The organism is Pseudonocardia oceanicola, assembly GCF_047200735.1.
In the GTDB taxonomy this organism is placed as follows: domain Bacteria; phylum Actinomycetota; class Actinomycetes; order Mycobacteriales; family Pseudonocardiaceae; genus Pseudonocardia.
The window spans coordinates 122,823-149,410 of the sequence record NZ_JBJZON010000012.1; the positions used below are offsets into that span (position 1 = coordinate 122,823).

The 26,588-nt window shown below is 75.0% G+C and carries 23 protein-coding genes; 13 read left to right on the forward strand and 10 right to left on the reverse strand.

Annotated elements, in window-relative coordinates:
• Positions 1-12: 12 nt before the first annotated feature.
• Entirely contained in the window at positions 13-939 is a 927-nt protein-coding gene (locus ACL02T_RS18595; protein ID WP_412831977.1) for an aldo/keto reductase, read from the reverse strand.
• Positions 940-1,116: 177 nt separating this feature from the next.
• On the opposite strand from ACL02T_RS18595, the gene groES reads away from it, so the two are divergent.
• Positions 1,117-1,410 (forward strand): co-chaperone GroES, encoded by a 294-nt coding sequence (groES, locus tag ACL02T_RS18600; RefSeq protein ID WP_093077482.1) that lies wholly within the window; start codon positions 1,117-1,119, stop codon positions 1,408-1,410.
• Between the two features lie 101 nt (positions 1,411-1,511).
• Positions 1,512-3,125, forward strand: coding sequence for a chaperonin GroEL (groL, locus tag ACL02T_RS18605; protein ID WP_412831978.1), 1,614 nt, complete (start codon positions 1,512-1,514; stop codon positions 3,123-3,125).
• Between the two features lie 90 nt (positions 3,126-3,215).
• Here the strand turns inward: groL and ACL02T_RS18610 are convergent, their stop codons facing one another.
• On the reverse strand, positions 3,216-3,536 hold the full coding sequence (locus tag ACL02T_RS18610; RefSeq protein ID WP_412831979.1) for a WhiB family transcriptional regulator: 321 nt from the start codon (positions 3,534-3,536) through the stop codon (positions 3,216-3,218).
• Between the two features lie 145 nt (positions 3,537-3,681).
• Between ACL02T_RS18610 and ACL02T_RS18615 the strand changes: the two genes are divergently transcribed.
• From ACL02T_RS18615 to ACL02T_RS18630, 4 genes are all read left to right on the forward strand, one after another.
• Positions 3,682-4,848 carry a MerR family transcriptional regulator gene (locus ACL02T_RS18615; protein ID WP_412831980.1) on the forward strand — a complete coding sequence of 389 codons (1,167 nt, stop codon included), beginning with the start codon at positions 3,682-3,684 and terminating at the stop codon, positions 4,846-4,848.
• 1,606 nt (positions 4,849-6,454) lie between these two features.
• Positions 6,455-7,051: a response regulator transcription factor gene (locus ACL02T_RS18620; protein ID WP_037046231.1), complete on the forward strand. Its 597-nt coding sequence runs from the start codon at positions 6,455-6,457 to the stop codon at positions 7,049-7,051.
• Between the two features lie 636 nt (positions 7,052-7,687).
• Positions 7,688-8,260 (forward strand): sigma-70 family RNA polymerase sigma factor, encoded by a 573-nt coding sequence (locus ACL02T_RS18625; RefSeq protein ID WP_412831981.1) that lies wholly within the window; start codon positions 7,688-7,690, stop codon positions 8,258-8,260.
• On the forward strand, positions 8,261-9,448 hold the full coding sequence (locus tag ACL02T_RS18630) for an anti-sigma-D factor RsdA (RefSeq protein ID WP_412831982.1): 1,188 nt from the start codon (positions 8,261-8,263) through the stop codon (positions 9,446-9,448). It begins immediately after the preceding gene.
• Between the two features lie 71 nt (positions 9,449-9,519).
• Here the strand turns inward: ACL02T_RS18630 and ACL02T_RS18635 are convergent, their stop codons facing one another.
• On the reverse strand, positions 9,520-9,897 hold the full coding sequence (locus tag ACL02T_RS18635) for a DUF5319 family protein (protein ID WP_412831983.1): 378 nt from the start codon (positions 9,895-9,897) through the stop codon (positions 9,520-9,522).
• Between the two features lie 249 nt (positions 9,898-10,146).
• Between ACL02T_RS18635 and guaB the strand changes: the two genes are divergently transcribed.
• Both guaB and ACL02T_RS18645 read left to right on the forward strand, forming a co-directional pair.
• Positions 10,147-11,652, forward strand: coding sequence for an IMP dehydrogenase (guaB, locus tag ACL02T_RS18640; protein ID WP_412831984.1), 1,506 nt, complete (start codon positions 10,147-10,149; stop codon positions 11,650-11,652).
• A 32-nt stretch (positions 11,653-11,684) separates the two neighbouring features.
• Positions 11,685-12,809: a GuaB3 family IMP dehydrogenase-related protein gene (locus ACL02T_RS18645; RefSeq protein WP_412831985.1), complete on the forward strand. Its 1,125-nt coding sequence runs from the start codon at positions 11,685-11,687 to the stop codon at positions 12,807-12,809.
• Between the two features lie 4 nt (positions 12,810-12,813).
• Here ACL02T_RS18645 and ACL02T_RS18650 read toward each other — a convergent pair whose 3' ends face one another.
• Both ACL02T_RS18650 and ACL02T_RS18655 read right to left on the reverse strand, forming a co-directional pair.
• Positions 12,814-14,769, reverse strand: a complete 1,956-nt coding sequence (locus ACL02T_RS18650; RefSeq protein WP_412831986.1) for a LuxR C-terminal-related transcriptional regulator — start codon at positions 14,767-14,769, stop codon at positions 12,814-12,816.
• Between the two features lie 53 nt (positions 14,770-14,822).
• Positions 14,823-15,137, reverse strand: a complete 315-nt coding sequence (locus ACL02T_RS18655; protein WP_412831987.1) for a YdhR family protein — start codon at positions 15,135-15,137, stop codon at positions 14,823-14,825.
• 154 nt (positions 15,138-15,291) lie between these two features.
• Here ACL02T_RS18655 and ACL02T_RS18660 point away from each other — a divergent pair, with 154 nt between their 5' ends.
• On the forward strand, positions 15,292-16,497 hold the full coding sequence (locus tag ACL02T_RS18660; protein ID WP_412831988.1) for an acyl-CoA dehydrogenase family protein: 1,206 nt from the start codon (positions 15,292-15,294) through the stop codon (positions 16,495-16,497).
• Positions 16,494-16,703 (forward strand): hypothetical protein, encoded by a 210-nt coding sequence (locus tag ACL02T_RS18665; protein WP_412831989.1) that lies wholly within the window; start codon positions 16,494-16,496, stop codon positions 16,701-16,703. The genes ACL02T_RS18660 and ACL02T_RS18665 overlap by 4 nt, the downstream gene beginning before the upstream one ends.
• Here ACL02T_RS18665 and ACL02T_RS18670 read toward each other — a convergent pair.
• The 3 genes from ACL02T_RS18670 to ACL02T_RS18680 are packed head-to-tail and all read right to left on the reverse strand — an operon-like array spanning position 16,676 to position 20,993.
• Positions 16,676-17,704, reverse strand: coding sequence for a zinc-binding metallopeptidase family protein (locus ACL02T_RS18670; RefSeq protein ID WP_412831990.1), 1,029 nt, complete (start codon positions 17,702-17,704; stop codon positions 16,676-16,678). The two genes, ACL02T_RS18665 and ACL02T_RS18670, sit on opposite strands and share 28 nt — an antisense overlap.
• A gap of 8 nt (positions 17,705-17,712) precedes the next feature.
• Positions 17,713-18,579: a transglutaminase family protein gene (locus tag ACL02T_RS18675; protein WP_412831991.1), complete on the reverse strand. Its 867-nt coding sequence runs from the start codon at positions 18,577-18,579 to the stop codon at positions 17,713-17,715.
• Entirely contained in the window at positions 18,576-20,993 is a 2,418-nt protein-coding gene (locus ACL02T_RS18680) for a circularly permuted type 2 ATP-grasp protein (protein WP_412831992.1), read from the reverse strand. Before ACL02T_RS18680 ends, ACL02T_RS18675 begins: the two co-directional genes overlap by 4 nt.
• Before the next feature lie 264 nt (positions 20,994-21,257).
• On the opposite strand from ACL02T_RS18680, the gene guaA reads away from it, so the two are divergent.
• Positions 21,258-22,808 carry a glutamine-hydrolyzing GMP synthase gene (guaA, locus tag ACL02T_RS18685; RefSeq protein WP_412831993.1) on the forward strand — a complete coding sequence of 517 codons (1,551 nt, stop codon included), beginning with the start codon at positions 21,258-21,260 and terminating at the stop codon, positions 22,806-22,808.
• 139 nt (positions 22,809-22,947) lie between these two features.
• Here guaA and ACL02T_RS18690 read toward each other — a convergent pair whose 3' ends face one another.
• Both ACL02T_RS18690 and ACL02T_RS18695 read right to left on the reverse strand, forming a co-directional pair.
• Positions 22,948-23,169, reverse strand: a complete 222-nt coding sequence (locus tag ACL02T_RS18690; protein ID WP_412831994.1) for a hypothetical protein — start codon at positions 23,167-23,169, stop codon at positions 22,948-22,950.
• Entirely contained in the window at positions 23,162-24,472 is a 1,311-nt protein-coding gene (locus ACL02T_RS18695; RefSeq protein ID WP_412831995.1) for a PspC domain-containing protein, read from the reverse strand. Before ACL02T_RS18695 ends, ACL02T_RS18690 begins: the two co-directional genes overlap by 8 nt.
• A gap of 108 nt (positions 24,473-24,580) precedes the next feature.
• Here ACL02T_RS18695 and ACL02T_RS18700 point away from each other — a divergent pair, with 108 nt between their 5' ends.
• Both ACL02T_RS18700 and ACL02T_RS18705 read left to right on the forward strand, forming a co-directional pair.
• On the forward strand, positions 24,581-25,837 hold the full coding sequence (locus ACL02T_RS18700; protein ID WP_503129095.1) for a PspC domain-containing protein: 1,257 nt from the start codon (positions 24,581-24,583) through the stop codon (positions 25,835-25,837).
• A complete protein-coding gene (locus tag ACL02T_RS18705; protein ID WP_412831997.1) occupies positions 25,834-26,514 on the forward strand; it encodes a response regulator in 681 nt (226 codons plus the stop codon). The genes ACL02T_RS18700 and ACL02T_RS18705 overlap by 4 nt, the downstream gene beginning before the upstream one ends.
• The last annotated feature ends 74 nt before the right edge of the window (positions 26,515-26,588 follow it).

Genomic DNA, 26,588 nt, shown 5'->3' on the forward strand with positions numbered 1-26,588 from the left:
GGGCCGGTCGCGTCAGCTGCTCACGTGGGAGAGGAGGCGCAGTTCGTCGTCGGTCAACCGGAGGGTGAGCATCGGCAGCAGGTCGTGCAGCTGCTCGAGGGTCCGGGCGGAGGCGATCGGCGCGGCGACGGTGTCCTGCGCGGCCAGCCACGCCAGCGCGACGGCCGGGACCGGGACCTCGTGGCCCGCGGCGATCTCGTCGAGCACCGCGAGCACCGCCCGCCCGCGCGGGTCCTCGAGGTACGCCGAGGCGCCCTCGGCCCGCACGCTGTCGACCCGCTCGCCGCGGTACTTGCCGGTCAAGAAGCCCTTCGCCAGCGCGTAGTACGGCAGGCAGGCGATGTCCTCGGAGCGCAGCAGGTCCTGCAGCGCGGACTCGAACCCGGCGCGCTCCATCAGGTTGTAGTGCGGCTGCAGCGCGGTGAAGCGCACCAGGCCGTCCCGGTCGGAGATCTCCAGCGCCGAGCGCAGCCGCTCGGCCGCGAAGTTCGACGCCCCGACCTGGCGGACCTTGCCCTCCCGGACCAGCGCGTCGAAGGCGTCGAGCGTCTCCTCCTGCGCGGTGTCGGGGTCGTCCTTGTGCGCGTAGTACAGGTCGATGTGGTCGGTGCGCAGCCGGCGCAGGGAGTCCTCGCAGGCGGCCTTGATGTTCTCCCCGCCCAGACCCGCGCGCTGCGGCAGCGAGCCCACCTTCGTCGCGATCACCATCGCGTCCCGGTTCCCGCGCGCGGCCATCCACTCCCCGATGATCGTCTCGGATTCGCCGCCGCTGTTGCCGGGAACCCGGAACATGTACGAGTCCGCGGTGTCGACGAACGTGCCGCCCGCCCCGGCGAAGGCGTCGAGCACCGCGAACGAGGTGTCGGCGTCGGCGGTCCAGCCGAAGACGTTGGCCCCGAGACACAGGGGCGAGACCTCGAGTTCTCCCACAGTCGGCATGCCGCGAACCCTACGTCCGCGCCCGGGGGGCGGGCCCGTTGAAGGGTTGGCACTCTCATGGGTAGAGTGCCAACCGCACAGTTCAGGTCGGGTTGCCCCGGCACCCGCGACGGCGGGGCCCCTGGTCGACTGTCGGTGGACGGTTACTACGGACAGATACCCCAGGAAGGGGAGGTCATCGTGGCGAACATCAAGCCGCTCGAGGACAAGATCGTCGTCCAGGCCAGCGAGGCGGAGACCACCACGGCCTCCGGCATCGTCATCCCGGACACGGCCAAGGAGAAGCCGCAGGAGGGCAAGGTCCTCGCGGTCGGCCCGGGCCGGATCGACGACAACGGCAACCGCGTTCCGCTCGACGTGGCCGTGGGCGACGTCGTGATCTACTCGAAGTACGGCGGCACCGAGGTCAAGTACAACGGCGAGGAGTACCTGATCCTCTCCGCGCGCGACGTGCTCGCGGTCGTCAACTGACGACTCCCGCGTGAGTGAACCCGCCCCGGCGGCCCCCCGTCGAGAACGGCGCGGCGGCCCCGGGGCGGTTCCCTTCTCCTGACCAGGAACGAGAGGCACTGATGCCGAAGCAGATCAGCTTCGACGAGGACACCCGGCGCGCGCTCGAGCGCGGTGTGAACCAGCTCGCCGACGCCGTGAAGGTGACGCTCGGCCCGCGCGGCCGGCACGTCGTCATCGACAAGAAGTTCGGTGGTCCGACCGTCACCAACGACGGCGTGACCATCGCCCGCGAGATCGACCTCGAGGACCCGTACGAGAACCTCGGGGCGCAGCTCGCCAAGACCGTCGCCACCAAGACGAACGACGTCGCGGGTGACGGCACCACCACCGCCACCGTGCTCGCCCAGGCGCTGGTCCGCGAGGGCCTGCGCAACGTGGCCGCCGGCGCCAACCCGACCGCACTCGGCCGTGGCATCGCCGCCGCCGCGGACCGGGTCTCGGAGTGGCTGCTGCAGAAGGCCATCCCGGTCAACGGCGCCGAGCACATCGCGCAGGTCGGCACCATCGCCTCCCGCGAGGAGGAGATCGGCCGGCTGATCGCCGACGCGATCGGCTCCGTGGGCAACGACGGCGTGATCACGGTCGAGGAGGGCTCCACGCTCGCCACCGAGCTGGAGATCACCGAGGGCCTGCAGTTCGACAAGGGCTACCTGTCGCCGTACTTCGTCACCGACGCGGAGAGCATGGAGGCCGTCCTCGAGGACGCCTACATCCTCCTGCACCGCGACAAGATCAGCTCGATCCAGGACCTGCTCCCGCTGCTGGAGAAGGTGCTGGGCGAGGGCAAGCCGCTGCTGATCGTCGCCGAGGACGTCGAGGGCGAGGCCCTGTCGACCCTGGTCGTCAACTCGATCCGCAAGACCGTCAAGGTCGCCGCGGTCAAGTCGCCGTTCTTCGGCGACCGCCGCAAGGCGTTCATGGACGACCTCGCGATCGCCACCGGCGGCACCGTGATCAATCCGGAGGTCGGGCTCAAGCTGTCCGAGGCCGGGCTGGACCTGCTGGGCAAGGCCCGCCGGGTGGTCGTCACCAAGGACGCCACGACGATCGTCGAGGGTGCCGGCAAGGCCGACGACATCCAGGGCCGGGTCGCCCAGATCAAGGGCGAGATCGAGTCCACCGACTCCGACTGGGACCGCGAGAAGCTGCAGGAGCGGCTGGCCAAGCTGTCCGGCGGCGTCGCGGTCATCAAGGCCGGTGCGGCCACCGAGACCGCCCTCAAGGAGCGCAAGCACCGCATCGAGGACGCCGTCTCCGCCACCCGCGCCGCGGTCGAGGAGGGCATCGTCCCCGGCGGGGGCTCGGCGCTGGTCCAGGCGGCCGCCGCGCTCGAGGAGCTGACGCCCCCCGGTGACGAGGCGACCGGTGTCGCGATCGTCCGCCGCGCGCTGACCGCCCCGCTGTACTGGATCGCCGCCAACGGCGGCGTCGAGGGCGCGGTCGTCACCGCCAAGGTCGCCGAGCAGGAGTGGGGCAAGGGCTTCAACGCCGCCACGCTGTCCTACTCGGACCTGCTGGCCGACGGCGTCATCGACCCGGTCAAGGTCACGCGCAACGCCGTGGTCAACGCCGCGTCGATCGCGCGCATGGTGCTCACCACCGAGAGCGCCGTGGTCGACAAGCCCGAGGACGAGAAGCCGGCCCCGGCGGCCGGTCACGGGCACGGGCACTGACCCGGTAGTACGCACGCGAAGGGCGGGTGGCCTCGGCGGCCACCCGCCCTTCGGCGTTCTCGGGCGCTCCGACGGGCCGTGCCGGTCGGGTCAGGCGTGCCGGACGCCCTTCTCGTCGGTGATCCGGAGCCTGCGGTCACGGCCGCGGATGATCGCCTCCCGGTCGTGCTCCGAGAGGCCGCCCCACACGCCGTAGGGCTCCTGCACCGCCAGTGCGTGCCGCCGGCACATCTCCAACACCGGGCAGCTCGCGCAGATCTCCTTGGCCCGCGTCTCGCGGTTCACCCGCGCCGGACCGCGCTCGCCCTCGGGATGGAAGAAGAACGAGCTGTCCATCCCGCGGCACGCGCCCTGCATCTGCCAGTCCCAGACGTCGGAGACCGGCCCCGGGAGCCGCCTGATGTCCGCCACCCTCATCACCCACCCGTTCGAAGCGAAGGTCGTTGCTCGGCAACGAGGTGCCCAGCATAGAAACGCGCCAAACCTTGTTCAAGAGATGGGTTCAGAAAATCGGGCCCCGGTTGCCCCACGCGGGGTGAGCGCCGACGATGGGCGGGTGACCCCGCAGCCGGTGCCGGAGCGCGCCCCCGATCCCGCCGCGGTCCCGCGCAAGGAGCGGGCCGGGCGCGGGGCGGACGAGCCGGGCGCGCCGGAGGGACGGATGGCGGATACCCCGCCCGGGGGCGATGACACCCCTCGGTTGACGGTCGCGGCCGTCGCACGGCGACTCGGCGTGGCCCCGGCGACGCTGCGGACCTGGGACCGGCGCTACGGCCTCGGCCCCTCGGCGCACACCCCGGGCGCCCACCGGCGTTACGGGGCCGCCGACGTCGCTCGCCTCGAACTGATGCAGCAGGCGCTCCTCCAGGGGGCGACGCCGGCCGAGGCCGCGCGACACGCCCTGGCCGTGCCGCTGCCCGCACCGGGCGCCGGGCGGCCCGTGGGGGTGCCCGGCACACGGGCCCCGGAACCCGCGACGACGCAGCCCGGAGTGGGGGCGGGCAGCCCGCTGCTGCTCGCGGGCCACGCGTCGGACGACGATCTCGATCTCGGTGCGCGGGTGCGCGTCGGCGGGCGCGTACTGCGGTTGCCCGGTGCGGGCCGGCGGGCCCGTGGGGTCGGCCGGGCGGCCCTGTCGATGGACGCCCCCGCGGTGCGCCGACTCCTCGACGAGGCCATTGCCGCCGACGGACTGGTCCGGGCCTGGAACGACGTCGTGCGGCCGGTGCTGTGCGCGGTCGCCGAGCGCTGGGAGTCGACCGGGGCCGGCGTGGAGATCGAGCATCTGGTCAGCGAGGCCGTGAGCGCCGTGTACGGCGCGCGGTCGCTGGCCGCGCCCCGACCGGGGACGGACGCCCGACCGGTCCTGCTGGCCGGGGCGCCGGGCGAATGGCACCACCTGCCGCTCGCGGTCCTCGGTGCCGTGCTGGCCGAGCGCGGGGTGGCGTACCGCCCGCTGGGTCCCGACCTCCCGCTCGACGCGCTGGTGGCGGCCGTGCGGCGGACCGCACCCGCGGCGGTGGTGCTGTGGGCGCAGGCGCCGGGTACTGCCGACCCCGGACTGTTCACCGCGCTACCCCGTACCCGGCCCCGGTTCCGCTCGTTTGCCGCAGGGCCGGGCTGGGGCCGGGTCGCCCTGCCGCCGCGCCTCGAACGCCTCCAGTCGTTGACCTCGGCGGCCGACGCGCTGGCGGACCTGGCCGGCATCACCCACACCGACTAGTACGTGTGGGTGTAGCCGCCCGTCACTGCCCCCTGAACGGACCTGTCCGCATGGACGACCGCCACGTGAGTGAGGCCGCCACGGATACCACCCGGGCGTGCGGGTCGGAAGGGTCGACGAGCGGGGCCCGCCGTGCGGTGGGCGGCCGTGGTAGCCGTCGGCGGGCGGGCGCCGCCGCGCCGCCGCGGCGGCCCTCCCGGAAGGACTCCTGCGGGACCCACGGGTGCCGTGGAGCTGGGCGCGCACACGCTCGTCGCCGCGCCTCGCAGCTCCGCGGCGGAGCCGGCCACGTGCTCGCCGAACGGCCCCGCGGGGCAGGCGGCGGCCCTCGTCGCGGGCCGGGCGGGACGCGCCCCGGCGACGAGGGACGGTCGGCCCCGGAGTGCGCGCAGGAAGTTCCTCGGTCTTCCCCGCAGCGACGGGGCCGGTGGGGCCCGACGCCCCGGGGCGGGCCTCCGCACCGGGCCGACCCGCTCCTCCCCGACGCCCCGGTGTGCTCGGTCCGGCCGCTTCCCGCCCCGCACTCCGACGGTCCGGCCCGACGGGCCGGCGAACCCGGGGCGGACCTGTTCACGGCGCGGGTGGACGCGCTCGGCGGGCTCGCGGCCGACGCGCTCGGATAGGGCGCACCGACCGGTCGGGACGGCTGCTGAACAGCACGGATGCACTCCGTGCCGGGAAGCCGGCGGACCCTGCCGACGCGTCGCAGCGCCTTCGCCCGGCGGTCCGGGCGGCAGGGGTGCACCGGGAGCTCGCGCCGGCCCGCGGAGATCGTGACGCGTCGTCGTCGACGGCGGTCCGGGCGGTCCGCGGGTCGGGCACACCGGCTCGCGGAGGCATCTGCCGATGTCCCGGCTCCGCGCCGCGTGGTCGCGCTCTCGTGGGCGTCGCCGACGGGGCGGGGGAGGCGGCGCGGAGGGCGGCCGCACGGGAAAGGCCCTCGGTCCCTCGGTGCCCTGGTGCCCTCGGTGCCCTCGCGGACGACGGGGTGGCCTCCCCCGCGCGTGGGCGGCCCCTCTCGATCGGGCCGACGCCGCCGCGACCGTCGAGCGGGCCCACGCGGCCGTCGTCGCGTCCCCCTCGCCGCACCTTCCCGAGCGGGCGCTCGAGGCTCCCGGCGCGACCCCCGGCACCGGAACGCCCACCGGTTCCCGGGTGCCCGGAACGGGGCCGGCGGCGGGCGTCGACGGACCGTCCCGGACGGCGGGCCGCCCGGCGCCGCGGCGCGACCGCCGGGCCTACCGTCCGGGGTTCCGGAACCACACGATCGGCGGCCGGATCAGTTGCTCCGATCGACGATCGGTGCGCCGAGCGGAGTGCTGCGGCGGCGACACGCCGAGGCGGCGACGGTGAGCGTCATCCGTGCCCGGTCCGAGCGAGCGGGGCGCCCCCTGACAGGGGGAGCCGCGTCAGAGGGACGAGCGGCTCGCGGTAGTGTGATTACTCCATTCGGTCCTCGATCACCCACATGACGAGTGCCGTTCGGCGCAGAGGTCCCGAATGGAGGGCACAAAGTCGCCCTGATCGTGTCAAGGTGGTCCGGTCACCCGCCGATGCGGAGGGTGACACATCACCCGGCTGCAGGAAGCTGCAGGAAGGAATCGTCGTGACGACGGTACTCATCTGCGACGATCGTCGCAGCGTCCGCGAAGGTCTCACCCGCGTGATGTCCGCGGTGCCGGGGGTGCACCGGATCGATTGCGTCGCCCATGGGGACGAGTTGCTGGCCCGGTTCTCCCGGCAGCCGGTGGACGTCGTCCTGGTCGGCACCCAGCGCGCGGTGCCCACCGGGGTGGAGGCCACCAGGCGTCTGGTGGCGGCCCACCCGCAGGCGAACGTCATCGTCTTCGGCGCCCCGGACGACGCGGGCAGCATCGCCGCGGCCATCGCCGGCGGGGCGCGGGGCTACCTCCGCTGGGACGCCTCCCGGCCCGAGCTGGTGGCCGCCCTCGCCCACACCCTCGCCTCCACCGCGGTGCCCACGCCGCGGGCGCCCGCCGACCCGGGCGTGCAGCTCACCGAGCGCGAGCTGCAGGTGTTGCGGGGGATGAGCCAGGGCAAGAGCAACGGCCAGATCGGCCGCGAGCTCTACCTGTCCGAGGACACCGTGAAGACCCACGCCCGCCGGCTGTTCCGCAAGCTCGGCGTCCGCGACCGCGCCCAGGCCGTCGCGCACGGCTTCCGCCGCGGCCTGGTGTCCTGACCCCGGGTCCCGCCGACCCGCACGGGTCCCGGCGGAGCCCCCACGCAGTACCGCACGACACACCCGGACCTGCTCCGGGTGGGAGCGACCGGACGGACGACGCGGCCGAGGGCCGTGGCTGTCGCAGCGCAGCCACGCACCGGCCGGGTCCGTCCCGCCGCGCGCTCCGCACCGCACGAGCGCCCCGCCGGGTCCGCCGCGACCCGTGACGTCGTCCCGGGGGGCGAGCCGGCGCGCCTGCCCTCGTCGCCCAGCCTCGTCGCCCAGCCCCGTGGCCCGGCCCCCGCCGCACTGCCCCCGTCGCGCGGCCCGCCCCCGCCGCGCGACCGGTCCGGCTCGACCGTCGGTCGCCGCGTGTGACCGACTCGACCGTGTTCCGTCCGTGACGCACCGCGTCCGTCTCACGCACCCAGTCGACCGCTCGCCGACGCCGTCCGACCCGTCGTCGTCGTGACCTGCGCGGACCGCAACCTGGCAGCCTGTCATCCGTCCTCACTCGTGAGAGCGGTTCCCGGACGCTCCGGGGGCTTCGCTACGGTGGTCGGCACTGAGATCCCGATTCGGCACTCTCCGTAGTCGGCCTCACCGAACGGATGATGACGAACATGCTGCGTAACGCCTGGACGACTCTGCGCGATGAGTGAACCGACAGACGTTCTCGACGAGCTGGTGGCATCTGCGATGGCAGGTGACCGCGGAGCGGTCGAACGTGTACTGGCCACCATCCGGCCGTTGGTCGTGCGGTACTGCCGCGCGCGCCTCGGCGGGACGGACCGGTCGTCCGTCTCGGCGGACGACGTCGCGCAGGAGGTGTGTCTGGCCGTGCTGACGGCCTTGCCCGGCTATCGCGTCCAGGGACGCCCGTTCCTGGCCTTCGTCTACGGGATCGCGTCGCACAAGGTGATCGACGCGCACCGTGCGGCGGGACGCAACCGGTCGGAACCGGTGGCGGACGTGCCGGACTCCGCCGAGTCCGGGGACGGCCCCGAGCAGCGGGCGCTGCGCGTGGAGCTGTCCGAGCAGATGTCGCGGCTGCTCGACCAGCTTCCCGAGAAGCAACGCGAGATCATCGTCCTGCGCGTGGTCGTGGGACTCAGCGCGGAGGAGACGGCGCAGGCCGTCGGCTCCACCCCCGGGGCCGTCCGCGTGGCCCAGCACCGGGCGCTCGCCCGGCTGCGCAAGACCATGCCCGAGGAGGAGGTGGTCTGAATGTCCGACCGTGACGACAGGGGCGGCACTCCCTTCGGCCGCCCCCCCAACGGCACGAACGGGACCAACGGTCACCACGGCGGTCCCCGCGGCGTGCCGGGCCGGCCGATCCCCTTCCCGGTGGCCGGGCGCGGTGGTCCCCGCGTCGAGGACACCGAGGACGCCGAGTTCGCCGACGAGCCGTTGGACCTGGTCGCCGTCCAGGCGGACGACGAGCTGATCAACGCCCTCGCCGCCGGCATGACCGTCTCGGCCCCCGGCCACGGCGGGTACGACGCCGACGACCGGGTCGTCGCGATGCTGGCCGCCTGGAAGGCCGACGTCGACGCCGAGCCGATCCCCGAACTGGTCGACCTCGACACCGCGGTGGCGGCGGTCGAGTCCGGTTCGGTCACGCGGCCGTCGTCGCGCCGCCGGCACCTGATCCCGCTCGCCGGAGCGGCCGCGCTGCTGGTCTTCAGCATCGCGGGCGTCTCGATCGGGGCGCAGGACGCCGACCCGGGCAGCCCGCTCTTCGGGGTCACGCAGGTCCTCTACAAGGACGCGGCGAACTCCAAGCTCGCGGCGGTCGAGGTGAAGCAGCGCATCGAGGAGGTGAACGCCAAGCTCGAGCGCGGCGACACCACCGGGGCGCAGCGGGACCTCGCCGCGATGGAGCCGCTGCTCGACCAGGTCCGGCCGGAGGAGGGCAAGACCTACCTCGCCGCCGAGCAGACCTTCCTCGAGCAGAAGGTGCAGGAGACGCCGGGCGGCCAGCCGACCGACCCGCAGGCCCCGCTGCGCAACGGCACGCCGAGGCCGCAGGCGCCGGTCACCGAGGGTGACGAGGACCAGGGCCAGCAGCCGGCCGTGCCGCCCTCGGAGTCGACGAGCACGACGCCCTCGTCGAACCCCGGGACGGTGCCGTCGCCGTCGAGCGGTGGGCCCGCGAGCCCCACCGACCCGCGGATCGCCGTCGTCCCGGCCCCGCCGTCACCGAGCGGCTCCACGCCGCCGAGCTCGTCGGGCACGCCCGCGCCCCCGAGCGCCGAGGGCGGACAGGACACCCCGACCCCGACGTCGTCGTCGACGACCCCGGGCGGTACGACCCCGGGCAGCACGACCCCGGGCGGGACGACGACCACGTCGATGGGCACGACCACCTCGGCCGCGCCCACCACGGAGCCGACGACCACGACGACCAGCTGAGGCCGTACGCGCGAAGGCCCCCGACCGATCCGGTCGGGGGCCTTCGCCGCGTCGGGTCCCGGTCGCCCGGGTCAGTCCTCGTTGAGCGCGGCGTCGGCGTAACCGCGGCAGTACTCCCACGTGACGTAGTGCACCGGGTCCGGGTCGAAGGCCGGCTCGTGCGGGCGCATCTGCCCCTCGTCCAGCAGCTGTTGCAGGCTCGAGCGCAACAGGTTCCACTCGTGGAAGTGCTGCTCGCCGCAGTCCGCGCAGTCGACGAGGATCCCGCGGATGCCGCGGTGCTCGAGCAGCGCCTGGTACACGGCGAGGTCGGCGAGGTCGGCCACGACCTCCTCGCGCTCCTCCTCGGTCAGCTCCTCGTGCTCCTCCGCCCCGCCCTCGTCGAGCGAGAGGGCAGGGTCGTAGGGATCGCCCGCGAAGGGGTCGGGGGGCAGGCCGTCGAACACCACGTCCACACCGTACCGCGTCCTGCCGGGCGGGAGCGACGCTGTCCACCGGCCCACCCACAGGCCTGTGGACAACTCGCCGGGCCTGGGGACGGGAGCCGCCCGGACGCGCCGACCAGGGTGTGTCGGGCAACTCCCCACGGCGGACCGGAGGCACCCGCCGGCCCGGATACCATGGACGTCTGCGACGGTGGTCCACCCGAGCCGCGAGCGGGCCGCCTGGGACGTCCGGTGAAGGGTGCACGACCAGCCATGACGAGCGAGATCAACGGGCTGCCGCCGAAGTTCGCGATGCTCGGCCTCACCTTCGACGACGTGCTGCTGCTCCCCGCGGAGTCCGACGTCGTCCCGAGCACCGTCGACACGAGCACGCAGCTCTCCCGCCGGGTGCGGATCCGGGTGCCCCTGGTGTCCTCCCCGATGGACACCGTGACCGAGGCGCGGATGGCGATCGCCATGGCCCGTGCCGGCGGCCTCGGGGTGCTGCACCGCAACCTCTCCGCCGAGGAGCAGGCGACCCAGGTCGAGGTCGTCAAGCGGTCCGAGGCCGGCATGGTGACCGACCCGGTGACCTGCTCGCCCGACGCCACCCTCGCCGAGGTCGACGCGCTGTGCGGCAAGTACCGCATCTCCGGCCTGCCGGTCACGGACTCCGAGGGCACGCTCGTCGGGATCATCACCAACCGGGACATGCGGTTCGAGGTGGACCACCAGCGCCCCGTGCACGAGGTGATGACCAGGGCCCCGCTGATCACCGCGCGGGTCGGGGTCACCGCGGAGGCCGCGCTGGGCCTGCTGCGCCGGCACAAGCTCGAGAAGCTCCCGATCATCGACGGCGACGGCGTGCTCCGCGGCCTGATCACGATCAAGGACTTCAACAAGACCGAAAAGTACCCGCTGGCCACCAAGGACCCCGACGGGCGGCTGGTCGTCGGCGCCGCGGTCGGCGTCGGCGAGGACGCGTACGCCCGCGCCATGGGCCTGGTCGACGCCGGCGTGGACGTGCTGATGGTCGACACCGCGCACGGGCACTCCCGGCGCGTGCTGGAGACCGTCGCGAAGCTGCGGGCCGAGGTCGGCGAGTCGGTCGACGTCGTCGGCGGCAACGTGGCGACCTACGCCGGGGCCCAGGCCCTGGTCGAGGCCGGGGCGGACGCGGTGAAGGTCGGCGTGGGGCCGGGCTCGATCTGCACCACCCGCGTGGTCGCGGGAGTGGGCGCGCCGCAGATCACGGCGGTCTACGAGGCCTCCAGGGCCTGCGCGCCCGCCGGCGTCCCGGTGATCGCCGACGGCGGGATCCAGTACTCCGGCGACATCTCGAAGGCCATCGCGGCCGGCGCGTCGACGGTGATGCTGGGCAGCCTGTTGGCCGGTACCGGGGAGTCCCCGGGCGAGCTGATCTTCGTCGGCGGCAAGCAGTTCAAGACCTACCGCGGCATGGGCTCGCTCGGCGCCATGCAGTCCCGCGGCACCGCCAAGTCCTACTCCAAGGACCGCTACGCGCAGGACGACGTGCTCAGCGAGGACAAGCTGGTCCCCGAGGGCATCGAGGGGCGGATCCCGTTCCGCGGCCCGCTGCAGTCCGTGGTGCACCAGCTCGTCGGCGGCCTGCGGTCCGGGATGGGCTACGCCGGGGCGCAGACGATCCCCGAGCTCCAGCAGGCCCAGCTCGTCCGGATCACCGCGGCGGGGCTCAAGGAGAGCCACCCGCACGACATCACGATGACGGTCGAGGCGCCGAACTACGCCGCTCGCTGAGCCCCCGGCCCGCTCCTCTACGCTGGTCACCCGTGCGGGACCTCGTGGAGATCGGGATGGGCCGGGAGGCCCGGCGTGCCTACGACCTGAACCAGGTCGAGATCGTGCCGTCGCGGCGGACGCGGAGCTCGCAGGAGGTCTCGACCACCTGGCAGCTCGACGCCTACCGGTTCGAGATCCCGCTCGTCACGCACCCGACGGACGCGGTGGTCTCGCCGGCCACCGCGGTCGCGATCGGCAAGCTCGGCGGGCTGTCGGTGCTCAACGCCGAAGGCCTGTGGGCCCGGCACGCCGACGCCGCCGGTGCGATCGCCCGGGTCGTCGAGGCGGCGGACTCGGACGACCCGAGCGCCGCGGTCCGCACCCTGCAGGAGCTGCACGCCGCCCCGATCCAGGAGGACCTGCTCGCCGAGGCGCTGCGCACGGTCCGGGACGCGGGTGTCACGGTGGCGGTCCGGGTCAGCCCGCAACGGGCCCGCGAGCTCACGCCGGCCCTGCTGGCCGGGGGCGTCGAGATCCTGGTCGTGCAGGGCACCATCATCTCTGCCGAGCACGTCAGCAAGGGTGAGCCGCTCAACCTCAAGGACTTCATCAACTCGCTCGACGTACCGGTGGTCGCCGGCGGTGTGGGTGACTACCGCACGGCGATGCACCTGATGCGCACCGGCGCGGCCGGCGTGATCGTCGGGTACGGCGAGTCCTCGGCCACCACCACGGACGACGTGCTGGGCATCGGCGTCCCGATGGCGACCGCACTGGTCGACGCGGCCGCGGCCCGCCGCGACTACCTCGACGAGACCGGCGGCCGGTACGTCCACGTGATCGCCGACGGCGGCATCAACGGCTCCGGGGACGTCGCCAAGGCCATCGCCTGCGGCGCGGACGCGGTGATGCTCGGCGAGCAGCTCGCCGACTCGGCCGACGCCCCCGCCGACGGTCTCTACTGGACCTCCGCCGCCGCGCACCCGTCGCTGCCGCGCTCGGACGTCACGGGCTTCGCCCCGTCGGACCGCACGCTGGAGCAGGTGCTGTTCGGCCCGTCCTCCACGCCGTACGGCACGGTCGACATCTTCGGTGCCCTGCGCCGGGCCATGGCGAAGACCGGCTACTCGGACCTCAAGGAGTTCCAGCGGGTCGGGCTGACCGTCCGGGCCTGACGGGTCAGGAGGCGATCCCGGCCTCGACGGCCACCCTCGTCGCCTCGGCCCGGTTCCGTACGCCGAGCTTCGTGTAGATGTTGCTGACGTGCCGGTTGGCGGTGCGCTCGCTGATGAAGAGCGTGCGGGCCAGCTCCACGTTGGTCATGCCCGAGGCCAGCAGGGAGAGGACCTCCTGCTCGCGGGGCGTGAGCTCGAGGACGGGCGGACGCGGCGGCTCGTCCTTCGCCGCCGGCCGCTGCTCGTCGAGGACGTGCCGGGCGATCCAGCCGTCGAGGCCCGCGGGCCCGAAGTCCAGGACGGCCAGGTGGTGGGGGAGCCCGCCCACGGCGAGCGTGCCGGGCGGGACGGTCGACTCCGCAGGCTCCGTCCGGGGTGGGATGGTCGACTCCGCACGCTCCGTCTCCGTGCGCACGAAGCCCATCACCCGCAGCAGCGGCGCGACCGCCTCCCACTCGTGGACCGCGGTGTAGACGCGCCGGAGCGTGGCGCGGTGCTCCAGATAGGAGCGCTTGAGGTCGACGACGAGCGTCGCGACCTCCGGCGAGGTGAGCTCGCCGTGCCGGTGCCCCAGCATCGACCGCACCAGCAACGCGCGGCTGCCCGGCGGCGGAGGATGCCGGCGCAGGTGCTCGGTCACCGCGCGGAGCACCGGGTCGGCACGCAGCGGGGCCTCCACGATCTCGTCGTGCACCGCGACGGTGCTGAACGCGACGACACCCGCGGCCGCCCGGGTGACGTGGAAGTCCTGCGGCCGCTCCCGCCACCAGGTCTCGGTGAGCGCCGCCCCGGCGGCGCCGGTGAACCGGGACGCGATCGCCAGGATCGCCGCCCCGTCCTCGGGCCACGCCCGCTCCGCCGGGTGCTGCAGCCCGCCCGGGGGCGCGTAGGCGTTGCGGATCACCGGGTTCCGGACCAGGTGCATGAGGTCCGCGGTGGTCTCCCAGTCGGGGCTGTGCGGGTCCGCGGCCGGGCCGTCGAGAATGGCGTGCGCCGCCCGCGTCCGCAGCGCGCGGACCCGGTCGGGGTCGCGGCGTTCCAGCGCGTCGAGCGCCACGGCGCGGGCGACCCCGGCGAGCTCCAGGCCGGAGTCGGAGACCCGGGTCAGCGGGATCCGCCGCAGCGCGGACCAGGCCCGGTCGGCGTCGTGTCCGGGGAGCACCGAGCGCAGCAGCGGGCGGGTCACGCGGCGCAGCACGGTCGCCGCCTCGACCACCTCGAGCTCGGCCGGGTCGAGGTCGTCGAGCAGGACCTCGAACAACTCCTCCGCGACCTCGCCGGTGGTGCCCGGGGCGGGTGCCGGCGCCCCGCCCGAGCGCTGCAGGGCCTCGGCGGCGATGGCCGCGGCCAGCGGGTGCCCGTGGGCCAGCCCGCCCACCCACGCGCGCGGTCCCGGCGCGAGTCCCCGGCGGCGCAACAGCTCGTCGAGGTCGTCGGGCCGCAGCGGGCCGACCGCGAGCTCGGCGACGAGCGGCCGCCAGCCGGGGGAGGTCCGCCACATCAGGTTCGGCGGCCGCCGCCCCACCAGCAGCGTGGTCACCCGGGCAGGGAAGGCCGCGACGAGCTCGGCGCGCAGCCAGCCGTCGAGCAGGTTCCAGCGCTCGTAGGAGTCGACGACCAGCACCTCGGTGCCGAGCGCGGACATCGCGCGCGACACCTCCGCCGGGCTGCCGACCGGCCGTCCGAGCGCGCGGCCCAGCGCCGACAGGGCGCCGGCCGGGGTCGGTTCGACCTCGCGGGCGTCCAGCTCCACCCACGGTCGGCCCAGCCGGGTCAGCGTGCCCCGGACCAGCGACGTCTTCCCGATGCCGCCGGGGCCGTGCACGAACCCCACCGCCGGACCCGCGGGATCGAGCCAGGAGGCGAGGGTCCGCTGCTCCACCGCGCGGCCGACGAGCTCGGCGGCGCGCGACGCCGCGAGACGGTCCGCGACCAGCGGAGGAGCGTCGTCACCCGGCACGCCGACAGGGTAGGGCCGGCCGCGCCGCCCGGAACCGGGCGAACGGCCTGATCTCAGGCCGCGGCCGCGAGGTCCGGCGCGGTCACGGCCGTCGGCGGACCGAGGACCTCGAACTCCCGGACCGTGAGGTCGGTGAAGGCGGGGCTCTCCGCCATCGCCCGGAACGTGTCGGTGAGCCGGGAGCGGTCCGCGGCCGCCCGGTCGGCGAAGAGGTAGACGCCGCCGTGGACGCCGCTGCCGGCGTCGGCGAGCCACCACTTCCCGAGCAGGCCGGGCCAGGTGGTGAAGGCGGGGGCCACGGCCTCGGCGTGAGCGGCGTACGCCTCTGCGGGAACGGTGATGCCGAAGGTGACGATCCGGATGTACACGAAGACCTCCTCGGTCGTGCTCTGCTGACCGGGGGGGACGCTAGGGACGCGCAGGCCGGGGCCACGTCGGCGGAATGCTCCATCCCGGATGGAGCGTCCGATGGAGAGTTCGCCCGACGCCGTGCACCCCCGCCGGTTCCTAGCGTTCCGGGCCATGACCACGACCCTCGAGCGCACGGCGCTCACCGACGACCGCCTCACCGACGACCGCCTCACCGACGACCTGCTCACCGGTTTCCGGGAGCGCGCCGCCCGGCACGACGCCACCGGCACCTACGCGACCGACGACCTCGCCGCGCTCCGGGCGGCGGGCTGGCTGAAGGCCGCGCTGCCCGCCGACCGGGGCGGCCGCGGCCTCGACCTGGCCGCACTCGCCGCGGAGCAGCGCCGGATGGCGCGCTTCTCCCCGGCCACGGCCCTCTCCACCTGCATGCACCACTACTGGGTGGGCACGGCGGCCGATCTCGCGGCCCGCGGGGTCGACGCCGCCGAGCCCGTCCTGCGCTGGACCGCCGAGGACCGGGTCCTCGCGTCCGGGCATGCCGAGGCCGGCAACGACGTGCCCGTCGCCCTCTCCACGACCCGGGCCACACGCGTCCGGGGCGGCTGGCGGATCGACGGCCGCAAGATGTTCGGCTCGCTGGGCGAGCACTGGGACCTGCTCGGCGTGCACGCGATGGACTCCTCGGACCCGGCCGCACCCGTCGTCGTGCACGGGTTCGTGCCGCGCGGCGCCGCCGGCCTGCGGACCGTGCGCAACTGGGACGCCCAGGGCATGCGGGCCACCGAGAGCCACGACACCGTGCTCGACGGGGTGTTCCTCGCCGACGCCGACGTCCTGCGCACCGTCCCGGCCGGGCCGTCCGACGACCCGGTGGTCGGGACGATGCAGGTGTGGGCGCTGACCCTGATCGCGAACGTGTACGTCGGCGTCGCCGAGCGCGCCCTGGAGCTGGCCGTCGCCCACGCCCGGACCCGCACCTCGATCGCGCTGCCCCGCGGCACGTTCGCCCACCATCCGCTGGTCCAGCACCAGGTCGCCGCCATGCACCTGGAGCTGTCGGCGGCCCGTGCCCAGCTCGACGCGCTGGCCCGCGACTGGGTCTCGGGGGTGGACCACGGCCCGATGTGGGGCGTGCACGTGCTCAGCGCGAAGTGGCGGGCGACCCGGGCCGCCACGAGCGTCGTCGACACCGCCTGCGAGGTGGTCGGCGGGGCGTCCTACCGGGCGGGTACCGAGCTGGAGCGGCTCTCCCGCGACGTCCGGGCCGCCCGCTTCCACCCCGGCACGGACGCGTTCACCCACGAGATGGTCGGCAAGGCCCTGCTCGGGGTCGACCCCACCGGCCCGCGCTGGTGACACTGCGGGCCCGTGCGCGGTCGGTGGTGCTCCGGCACCGTCGACCGCGCACGGCGGCAGTCAGGTGGTGGCCGTGCGGACGGATCTGGGAGAAGGGCGGGTTCGACGAGGAGTACTCCGACGACACCTGGGAGTTCGGCCTGGGCCTGCTGCTCGACGGCGGGGAGCGGCTGGCGGGTCAGGCCGGCGGGGAGACGGGGACGTAGGCGGGTCGCGCGACGACGAGCTCGTGCACGAACCGCAGCTTGTCCAGCACGGTCGGGGCGAGCACGAAGGGGTAGAGGTCGGCGTGGCCCATCGAGCGGTTCACGGCGTTGAGCGCGTAGGTCAGCGGGAGCCAGGCGGCGGCGATCGCGTCGAAGTCCTTCTCGGACTCGTGCGGCTCGGAGGTGAGGTCCTCGCGGGCGTCGAGAGGGCCCTGCACGCTGATCCCGAAGGCCGCCGCGGTCTGCGAGGTGTCGCGGATGTGCAGGTAGTGGGCGAAGGTCTCCGCCCAGTCCTCCCACGGGTGCGCCGTGGCGTACGAGCTGACGTACCGATCCTCCCACCCCCCGGGGGGCGCGGACGAGTAGTGCCGCTCCAGGGCGTCGGCGTAGGACTCGCGCTCGTCGCCGAACAGCGCGCGGAAGTCGTCGTTGCGACCGGGGCGGTCGACCAGCACCTCCCAGTACCAGTGCCCGGTCTCGTGCCGCAGGTGCCCGAGCAGGGTCCGGTAGGGCTCGGCGAGCTGCACGCGCATCCGCTCGCGGTACCCGGCGTCGCCCTCGGCCAGGTCGAGGGTGACGACGCCGCTCGCGTGTCCGGTCGTCACCGGCTCGTGGGTGCTGGAGAGCAGATCGAAGGCCAGCCCGCCGCGTGGGTCCCCGCCCCTCCCCGCGTCCCGGCCGACGACGGGCAGCGCGAGGTCGTCGAGCTGGTAGAGCAGCCGCCGCTTGGCCTGCTCGGTGAGGGCGAAGGCGGCCAGGCCCGCGGCGTCGTCGTCGGCGGGCCGGGTCCGGGTGAGCGCGCAGCAGTCGCACAGCGCGCCCGGCCCGTCGGCGAACCAGTTGCAGGTGGCGGTCCGGCGGTTCGCGCACCGGTGCCGGCCCTGCGCACGCACGACGGTCCGCTCCGCACGGGAGAACCCGATCTCCGTGCCGCAGGTGAGGCACACCGAGTTCTCGAAGAACACCAGGGCGGAGCAGTGGGGGCAGGCGAAGGCGCGCACGGGGCCCGTTACCCGATCACGCCCGGCTCCACACGCTCCAGATCGACCGCCACGGCCATCGTGCTGCGGGCGGAGTCCGCGAAGAGCACGCCCTTGAGCGGGGGCACGTCGCCGTAGTCGCGGCCGTGGGCGAGCACGACGTAGGAGTCGTCGACGACGCGGTCGTTGGTCGGGTCGAGGTCGAGCCAGCCGTCACCGGTCCAGACCGAGAACCAGGCGTGCGAGGCGTCGACCCCGCGCAGCTTCGGCTGCCCGGGCGGCGGGCGGGTCTCCAGGTAGCCGCTGACGTAGCGGGCGGGCAGCCCGCGGGAGCGCAGCGCGGCCACCGCGAGGTGCGCGAAGTCCTGGCAGACGCCCTCGCCGCCGGAGAGCAGGTCGGTCACGGTGGAGCGGACCGTCGTCGAGCCGGTCACGTAGGCGAAGTCCGCGTGGATGCGCCGGCACAGGTCCGCGGCGGCCTCGCCCAGTGGTCGCCCGGGTGGGAAGGAGGGCGCGGCGTAGCGGGCGACCTCGGCCTGCGCGGGGAGCCGGGGCGAGGGCAGGGCGTAGGGCCGGGCGTCGAGGTCCTTCCGGTCGCGCACCTCCTCCCAGGCGCGCAGGGCCGGCGGCACCACGGCCCGGTCGACCGTCACGGTGCTCTCGGCCAGCACGGTGAGCGCACGGTGCGGGGTGCGGACGCAGAAGTAGGTCGACCGGTTGCCGAGGGCGTCGACGTGCTCGCGCAGCTCGTCCGGCGCCGGCTCGACCACCACCCGGGCGTCCGGGCACCGCTGGTCGGGCTGGGTGCGCGGGAGCAGGTGGGCCCGGCCGAAGCTGGTGGTGACCTCGCCGGAGTAGTCGTAGGCGGTGCGGTGCGTGACGCGGTACGTGGTCACGGGGCCGCCAGCAGGTCGTACGGGTGCGGGGCGGGACCCGGGGCGAAGTGTGCGGCGGCGATGTCCCCGGCGACCCGGTCGAGGTCGGCGCCGAGCCCGGCGAGCAGCGCGCGCAGCGCCGGGCGGGTGCCGTCCGCGGTGTCCCGTGCGGCGAGTGCGGCGGGGTCGGCGGCCGCGAGCCGGGCGACGGCGGCGTCGAACGATCCCGGGACGGCACCCGGCAGGTGGGCGAGATCGTCGGCGAGCCGGTCGAGCTGGTGCGCGACGGCGCGCGGGTTGTCCCGGTCGGCGAGCAGCAGGTCGAGCAGCGGCGCGATTCCCGGACGGCCCGCGTTGCGCCGGCGATGGGTGATCACGCTCTCCGCCACGATCGTCACCGACTCCACCACCAGCCCGTCCGCGGGCCCCCGCGGGGCGTCGCAGAGCGTCGCGGCCAGCAGCGCGACGACGTGCTGGGCCCGTTCCACCCGCCGGCCCGCGTCGAGCAGCCGCCAGCCGGCGTCGCGGACCAGGCTCTCCGCGGTGATGCCGGCCAGCGCGAGCAGGCCCTCGAGCACCCGGTTCAACGCCTCGGACACGTCCCCGGTGTCGGGCTCGGGTGCGGCGGCGAGGCGCTGCAGCACTGTGTCGAGCCGGCCGAGCACGAGCCAGGTGTCGGTGGAGAGCTGCTCGCGCACCGCCTGCGCGGCCCGGGTGAGCCGGTGCACGGCGAAGCCGAGGGTGCCGGGGCGGTTCCGGTCGTAGAGCAGGGAGTGGAGCTCCGCGCCCGGGTCCTCGTCGGCGGGCAGTGCGGCGAAGCCCGGTTCCGTGCGGGTGATCTCGGAGGTGGCGACGAGCAGCGCGCGCAGCGCCCCGGCGCCCGCCGGTTCGGGCGAGGTCCGGAAGTCCGCCCACCGGTCCGTGACCGCGCGCAGCAGGCGGGCCGTGTCCTCGGCCCGCTCGGCGTAGCGGCCCAGCCAGAACAGGTCCTCCGCCACCCGTGGCGAGACGCCGGCCGGGGCGGTCGCGGCGACCGCCTCGTCCGGGACCCCGGGGGCCGTGCGTTCCGGCCGCTCGCCGACCACCCAAACGTCCTTCGCCGGCGTGGCGACCCCCTCCAGCGGTCCGCCGCCGCCGGTGCGGACCGCGCCCAGCCCGCCGTCGAGCACCTCCCAGCCCTCCCCGGAGGCGACGGCGAAGGTCCGCAGCGTGACGGGCCGGGGCTCGGCCCCGGAGTCGGTCACGACCGGCGCCGTGGACAGCGCGGGTTCGTGCCGCGCGGCCCACGCGTGCGGCTCGGCCCCGATCCGGGCGAGCAGCGCGTCCCGCTCCCCGGCGTCGAGGTCGGCGCCGCGGACGGGCGCGTGGCCCCGCGCGACGGGGGTGAGGACCAGTTCGCCGAGACGTGCCCGGACGTGCGAGAGGGAGGCCGGGTCGCCGCACCACCACGTCGGCACGCCGGGCAGCAGCAGGTCCTCGCCGAGCAGCTCCCGGCACAGCGTGGGCAGGAAGGGCACCAGACCGGGGTTCTCCGCCACACCCGCGCCCAGCCCGTTGAGCACCGTGACGGTGCCGAGCCGGGCGGCCTCGAGCAGGCCGGGCACGCCCAGCCGGGAGTCCGGGCGCAGGTCGAGGGGGTCGCACCACTCCGCGTCGAGCCGGCGGAGCACGACGTCGACCGGGTCGAGCCGGCCGAGCGAGTGCTGCCAGAGGCGGCCGTCGCGCACGGTGAGCTCGGAGCCGAGCACGAGGGGCAGGCCGAGCAGCGAGGACAGCAGCGCCTGTTCGTAGGCGGTCTCGGCGTCGGGCCCGGGGTGCAGCAACACGATCCGCCGGTCGTCGCGGCCGGCCTGCAGGCCGGCCCGGACGGCCTCGAAGAAGGGACCCAGCCGGCGGATCCGCGAGCGGCGGTGCAGGGCGGACAGCACACGCGCGACCACCCGGCGGTTCGCCATCGCGTAGCCCGCCCCCGACGGGGCCTGCACCCGGTCGCCGAGGACCGTCCACCCGTCGGGTCCGCGGCCCAGGTCGACCCCGGACAGGAACAGCTCGCGCCGCGGCGCGGAACCGGCCGGGCGGCGCCAGCCGTGCAGGTAGCCGGGGTGCCCGTCGACGACCTCGACCGGCAGCAGCCCGCGGGTCAGCACCCGCCGGGGGCCGTAGAGGTCGGCCAGCAGCCGGTCGAGCAGCTCGGCCCGCTGCGCCACCCCGCGTTCCAGGCCCGCCCACTCCACGTCGTCGAACACCAGGGGGAGCGGGTCGAGCTCCCAGAGCTGCTCGGCCTCGGCGCCGGGCGGGTGGTGGGCCACGCCGTCGTCGGCGAGCAGGCGCAGGGTGTGCTCGCGGCGGGCCGCCAACCCGGCAGGCCCGGCGCCGTCCAGGACGCCGGCGAGCCCGGTCCACGGCGCGCGGACGGCACCGGTCGCGTCGCGCATCTCGTCGTACGGGTGCGGCCCCGGTGCCGGTGTTCCCGCCGGAGTCGAGGTCGCCGCCCGAGTCGACGGCGGTGTCGACGGCGGTGTCGGCGGGGGTGTCGGCGGGGGTGTCGCGGACGGCGGCGGTGTCATCGGCCCCGGGCGGGTACGGGACGTCCGTCCGGTTCGCCGTTCACCCCGCCACCCTTCCACAGCCGCCCGCCGTGGCGGGCGGCCCGCGGGCGCCGGGCCGGGTGACGCGCGTCGCCGATTACGCTGGACCGCGTGGAGAACCCCACCGTCCTCGTCGTCGACTACGGCGCCCAGTACGCCCAACTGATCGCGCGTCGCGTGCGCGAGGCGCAGGTGTACTCCGAGATCGTCCCGGCCGAGACGCCGGTCGAGCAGATCGTCGCGCGCCGCCCCGCCGCCGTCGTGCTGTCCGGCGGCCCGTCCAGCGTGTACGCCGAGGGCGCGCCGCGGGTCGACGGGCGGCTGTTCGAGGCCGGCATCCCGGTGTTCGGCATGTGCTACGGCTTCCAGGCGATGGCGCAGGCGCTCGGCGGCGAGGTCGCGCCGGACGGGACCCGCGAGTACGGCCGTACCGAGGTGCACCTCACGCGCGACGCCGGGGTGCTCCACGACGGACTGCCGAGCAGCCACCCCGTGTGGATGAGCCACGGGGACTCGGTCACCCGCGCGCCGGAGGGGTTCACGGTCACGGCGTCGACCGACCGGGTCGCGGTCGCAGGCTTCGAGAACCGCGAGCGGCGGCTGGCCGGCGTGCAGTACCACCCCGAGGTCGGGCACTCCCCGCACGGCCAGGAGGTGCTGCGCCGCTTCCTCCACGAGATCGCCGGGATCACCCCGACCTGGAACACCGCGTCGATCATCGACGAGACCGTCGAGGCGATCCGCGCCCAGATCGGCGACGGGCGGGCGATCTGCGGGCTCTCCGGCGGCGTCGACTCCGCCGTGGCCGCCGCGCTCGTGCAGCGCGCCATCGGCGACCGGCTGACCTGTGTGTTCGTCGACCACGGGCTGCTGCGGGCCGGCGAGCGCGAGCAGGTGGAGAAGGACTTCGTGGCCGCGACCGGCGCGAACCTGCACACCGTCGACGCGCGGGAGCGGTTCCTCGACGCCCTCGCCGGGGTCACCGACCCCGAGGAGAAACGCAAGATCATCGGTCGGGAGTTCATCCGGGTGTTCGAGGCCGCGACCGGCGAGGTCGCGGCGGAGGAGCATGTCGGGTTCCTCGTCCAGGGCACCCTCTACCCGGACGTCGTGGAGTCCGGCGGCGGGTCCGGCACGGCGACCATCAAGAGCCACCACAACGTCGGCGGCCTGCCGGAGGACATCGAGTTCGCACTGGTCGAGCCGCTGCGGGCGCTGTTCAAGGACGAGGTCCGCGCGGTCGGTGCCCAGCTCGGGCTGCCCGAGGTGATCGTGCAGCGCCAGCCGTTCCCCGGGCCCGGCCTGGGGATCCGGATCATCGGCGCCGTCGACGCCGAGCGGCTGGAGACCCTGCGCCAGGCCGACGCGATCGCCCGGGAGGAGCTCACGGTCGCCGGCCTGGACCGGTCGATCTGGCAGTGCCCGGTCGTCCTGCTGGCCGACGTCCGGTCGGTCGGGGTCCAGGGCGACGGCCGAACCTACGGCCATCCGATCGTCCTGCGGCCGGTCAGTTCCGAGGACGCCATGACCGCGGACTGGACCCGGTTGCCCTACGAGGTCCTCGAGCGGATCTCCACCCGGATCACCAACGAGGTCGCCGAGGTCAACCGGGTCGTCCTGGACGTCACGAGCAAGCCGCCGGGCACCATCGAGTGGGAGTGAGCGGCTCCGCCGCTGTGCCGGAGTGAGCGGCTCCGCCGCTGTGCCGGAGTGAGCGGCTCCGCCGCTGTGCCGGAGTGAGCGGCTCCGCCGCTGTGCGCGGTCAGTAGTGCTCTCGCACCACTGACCGCGCACGGGCGTGTCAGCGCTTCCGGACGCTCGCGACCAGCAGCACCAGGCCCAGCGCCACGGCCCCGGCGGCGAGCAGCCAGCGCGGGTCGAAGCCGGACAGGTCGGGTGCGCGGCCGAGGAACCCCGACCCGGCGATTCCCAGGCTGACCAGCCCGACGACCAGGGCCAGCGGGTCGGGTATCCGGCGGACCGCGGCCCGCTCCTGCTGGATGTTCTGCTCCTGCTCAGACACGCTGCACCTCCACGGAGGCGGCGCCCCCGGTCAGGTCGAGGACGAGCGGGCGCCCGGAGCGGACCCCGTCCGCGCCCAGATCGTCGGTGACGGTGAGCTCGGCGTCCGGGCTGCTGTGGCTCGTCCCGTCGAAGGTGATCTCGCCGAGGTCGACGTGGCCGGTGAGGGTCACGTCGGCGTCGCGCGGCACGAACACCCGGATGTCGCCCACGCTCACGCTCGCGGAGGTGCGGACCGGGACGGCGGGCTCACCGGGCGGGACGCCCAGGTCGAGCCGGCGCAGGTCCAGCTCGATAGTTCCCGCGCCCCGCTCGTAGCTCGGGGCCAGCGCGGCGGGCGCGGTGGGGGCGACGCGGATGTCGCCCACCCCGGCGGCGAAGTTCGCCAGCGGCACCTTGACCACCAACGAGGCCCACGTCAGCACGGCCAGAAGCAGCGCGAACGGGATGAGACCGCGGCCGCCACGGGTGAACGCGCCGAGGACGAGCCCCACCCCGAGGACGGCCAGAGCGGTCGCGAACACCACGGGCAGCCCGGCCAGGCCGGAGGTCAGCAGCACGACCGCGCCCGCGATCCCGCCGCCGAGCAGGGCCAGGGCCAGCGTGACCGGGGTGACCCGGCTGCGCGCGGGCGCCGGGGCCGGATCGGGCGCGGGCGGTGACGGTTCCGGCAGGTCCCACGCGAAGGGGGCCGCGCCGAGCGGGTCCCAGGCGGGCGGGGTGCCGCGGTCCAGCAGCGGATCGGGGACCCGGTCGTGCGCGTCCCGCGCGGGGCCGTCGGCCGTGTCGCCCGGGGCGTCCTCGTCGACCACGCCGTCGGCCGGGGTCCGCGTGGTCGGGGCGTCGACCGCGCCCCCGGCCGCGCCCCCGCCGCGGATGCCGAGATGCCCGCGGCTGCGGTGCAGCAGGAAGAGCAGCACCAGGACCGCCAGGGCGGGCAGGACGACGCTGCCGTCGTTGCCCCAGAACATCCCGCTGGTCAGCAGCAGGGCCAGGACCAGACCGGCGATCACCAGCGGCGGCGCGGTGCGGCCGGAGGAGCGCGCGGCCCCGGCGGTGGCGGCGCCGTCGAGCGGGTCGTCCCGGTCGGCCGCCGGGAGCAGGACCCATCCGGCGAGGTAGAGGGCGATCCCGATCCCGTAGAAGGCGGCGACGGCGAACCCGACGCGCACGAGGACCGGATCGATGTCGTAGCGGCGGGCGAGTGCGGCGGCCACGCCGGCGACCTTGCGGTCCCGTCGCGGCCGCGACGGGCGGGTCTCCCACATGTCCCGCAACGTCGTCCCGACGTCGGTGCTGTTCATACCGCCGACCCTCCCCGCCCGCGCGCACCCACGGTATCGGGGAGGACCCCGAGAAGCCCCGGGGACGACCCCGGTGTCCGGGGTTCCCCCGCGTGTGACGATGGGGTGGTGACCAGCCCAGCCACCCGCGCCGCCCCGCTCGCGCGCCGCCGCTCCGGCCGGCTCCTCGCGGGCGTCGCCGGCGGGGTCGCCGACCACCTCGGCGTCAACGTGCTGTGGGTGCGGGTCGCCTTCGTCGTGCTCGCGGCGACCAACGGTGCCGGCGTGATCGCCTACGGCCTGCTGTGGGTCTTCGTGCGGCAGGAGGCCGCCGACGTCACCCGGCAGGTCTCGGTCACGGAGCGGCAGCAGGCGATGGGGCTCGCCGCGCTCGGCCTGGGCATCGGCCTGGCCGGGGCGGCGATGCAGAACCAGGTCGTCGGCTGGATCGTCGGCCCGCTCGGCGTGGCGGCCCTCGGCGCGGCCGTCGTCTGGCGCGAGGCGGACGAGGCCCAGCGGCGGCGCTGGACCAGCGGCGCCCGCAGCGGGTTCCTCGGGGGCGGCCGCACCGCCGTGCTGCGGGTGATCGCGGGCGGGGTGTTCGTCGCCGCCGGCATCACCGTGTTCCTGCTGGGCAACCTCGACCTCGGGCAGCTGCAGTTCGGCGTGCTCGCCGTGCTCGCCACCCTGGTCGGCGTCGCGGTGCTCACCGTGCCCTGGTGGGTGCGGCTCGCCCGCGACTTCGGCGAGGAGCGGCGGCAGCGGATCGTCACGGCCGAGCGGGCGGAGCTCGCCGCGCACCTGCACGACTCGGTGCTGCAGACGCTCGCCCTGATCCAGAAGCAGTCGCACGACCCGCGCGAGGTGCAGCGGCTGGCCCGCGGCCAGGAGCGGGAGCTGCGGCACTGGCTGTACGGGCCCGCGGGCTACGGGCGCGGGGGCGAGCGGCCGGGGCCGCCGGGGGAGACCCTCGCGTCGGCGCTGCAGGCCGCGGCCGGCGAGATCGAGGACACCTACGCGGTCACGGTGAACCCGGTGATCGTCGGGGACCATCCGCTCGGCGACTCCGACGGCGACCTGCGCGCGCTGGTCCTGGCGGCCCGGGAGGCGATGGTCAACGCGGCCAAGCACGCGGGGGTGGACGAGGTGAGCGTGTACGCCGAGGTGGAGGCGGAGTCCGAGCGGACCGAGGTGCACGTGTTCGTGCGGGACCGCGGCAAGGGCTTCGACCCCGACGCCGTGCCCGAGGACCGGCACGGGCTCGCCGACTCGGTGCACGGCAGGATGGGCCGGCACGGCGGCACGGTCCGGCTGCGCAGCGCGGCGGGCGAGGGCACCGAGGTGCACCTGGAGATGACGATCGAGGCCGAGCGGGAGGACGCATGACCGAGACAGCGGTGACCGAGCCGATCACGGTCTTCCTCGTCGACGACCACGGCCTCTTCCGGGCCGGCGTCCGCGCCGAGCTGGAGCGCGGTGCCGCGGGGGATCCGCCGATCGAGGTGGCGGGCGAGGCGGGATCGGTCGACGAGGCCGTGGCCGGGATCGGGCACCTCAAGCCCGACGTCGTGCTCCTCGACGTGCACATGCCCGACGGCGGCGGCGCGGCCGTGCTCGCCCGGGTGCGGCCGGCGCAGCCCGACGTCGTGTTCCTGGCGCTGAGCGTCTCCGACGCCGCCGAGGACGTCATCGCCGTGATCCGGGCGGGGGCGCGCGGCTACGTCACCAAGACGATCTCCGCGCGCGAGCTGGGCGACGCGGTGCGGCGCGTGCGGGCGGGCGACGCCGTGTTCTCGCCCCGCCTGGCGGGCTTCGTGCTCGACGCCTTCTCGGACCGGCCCGGCGCGGCCCCCGCCGTCGACCCGGAGCTCGACCTGCTCACCCGCAGGGAGCGGGACGTGCTGCGGCTGCTGGCCCGCGGCTACGCGTACAAGGAGATCGCCGGCGAGCTGTTCATCTCGGTGAAGACCGTCGAGACGCACGTGTCCAGCGTGTTGCGCAAGACGCAGCTGTCCAACCGCTACGAGCTCTCCCGCTGGGCCTCGGACCGCCGGTTGGTGTGACGGCCCGGGACAGTGCCGGGACGCCGCGCGATCCGGCGGTCCGGGTGTCGGGAGGGCGCCCGAGTCGGAGGATC

Excerpts from the sequence above, each read along its gene's own strand:
- ACL02T_RS18680 (WP_412831992.1), bottom strand. The coding sequence starts at position 20,993 with ATGCGCGACGCGACCGGTGCCGTCCGCGCGCCGTGGACCGGGCTCGCC.
- ACL02T_RS18660 (WP_412831988.1), top strand. The coding sequence starts at position 15,292 with ATGACCACGACCCTCGAGCGCACGGCGCTCACCGACGACCGCCTCACC.
- ACL02T_RS18705 (WP_412831997.1), top strand. The coding sequence starts at position 25,834 with ATGACCGAGACAGCGGTGACCGAGCCGATCACGGTCTTCCTCGTCGAC.
- groL (WP_412831978.1), top strand. The coding sequence starts at position 1,512 with ATGCCGAAGCAGATCAGCTTCGACGAGGACACCCGGCGCGCGCTCGAG.
- ACL02T_RS18595 (WP_412831977.1), bottom strand. The coding sequence starts at position 939 with ATGCCGACTGTGGGAGAACTCGAGGTCTCGCCCCTGTGTCTCGGGGCC.
- guaB (WP_412831984.1), top strand. The coding sequence starts at position 10,147 with ATGACGAGCGAGATCAACGGGCTGCCGCCGAAGTTCGCGATGCTCGGC.
- ACL02T_RS18630 (WP_412831982.1), top strand. The coding sequence starts at position 8,261 with ATGTCCGACCGTGACGACAGGGGCGGCACTCCCTTCGGCCGCCCCCCC.
- ACL02T_RS18625 (WP_412831981.1), top strand. The coding sequence starts at position 7,688 with ATGAGTGAACCGACAGACGTTCTCGACGAGCTGGTGGCATCTGCGATG.
- ACL02T_RS18695 (WP_412831995.1), bottom strand. The coding sequence starts at position 24,472 with ATGAACAGCACCGACGTCGGGACGACGTTGCGGGACATGTGGGAGACC.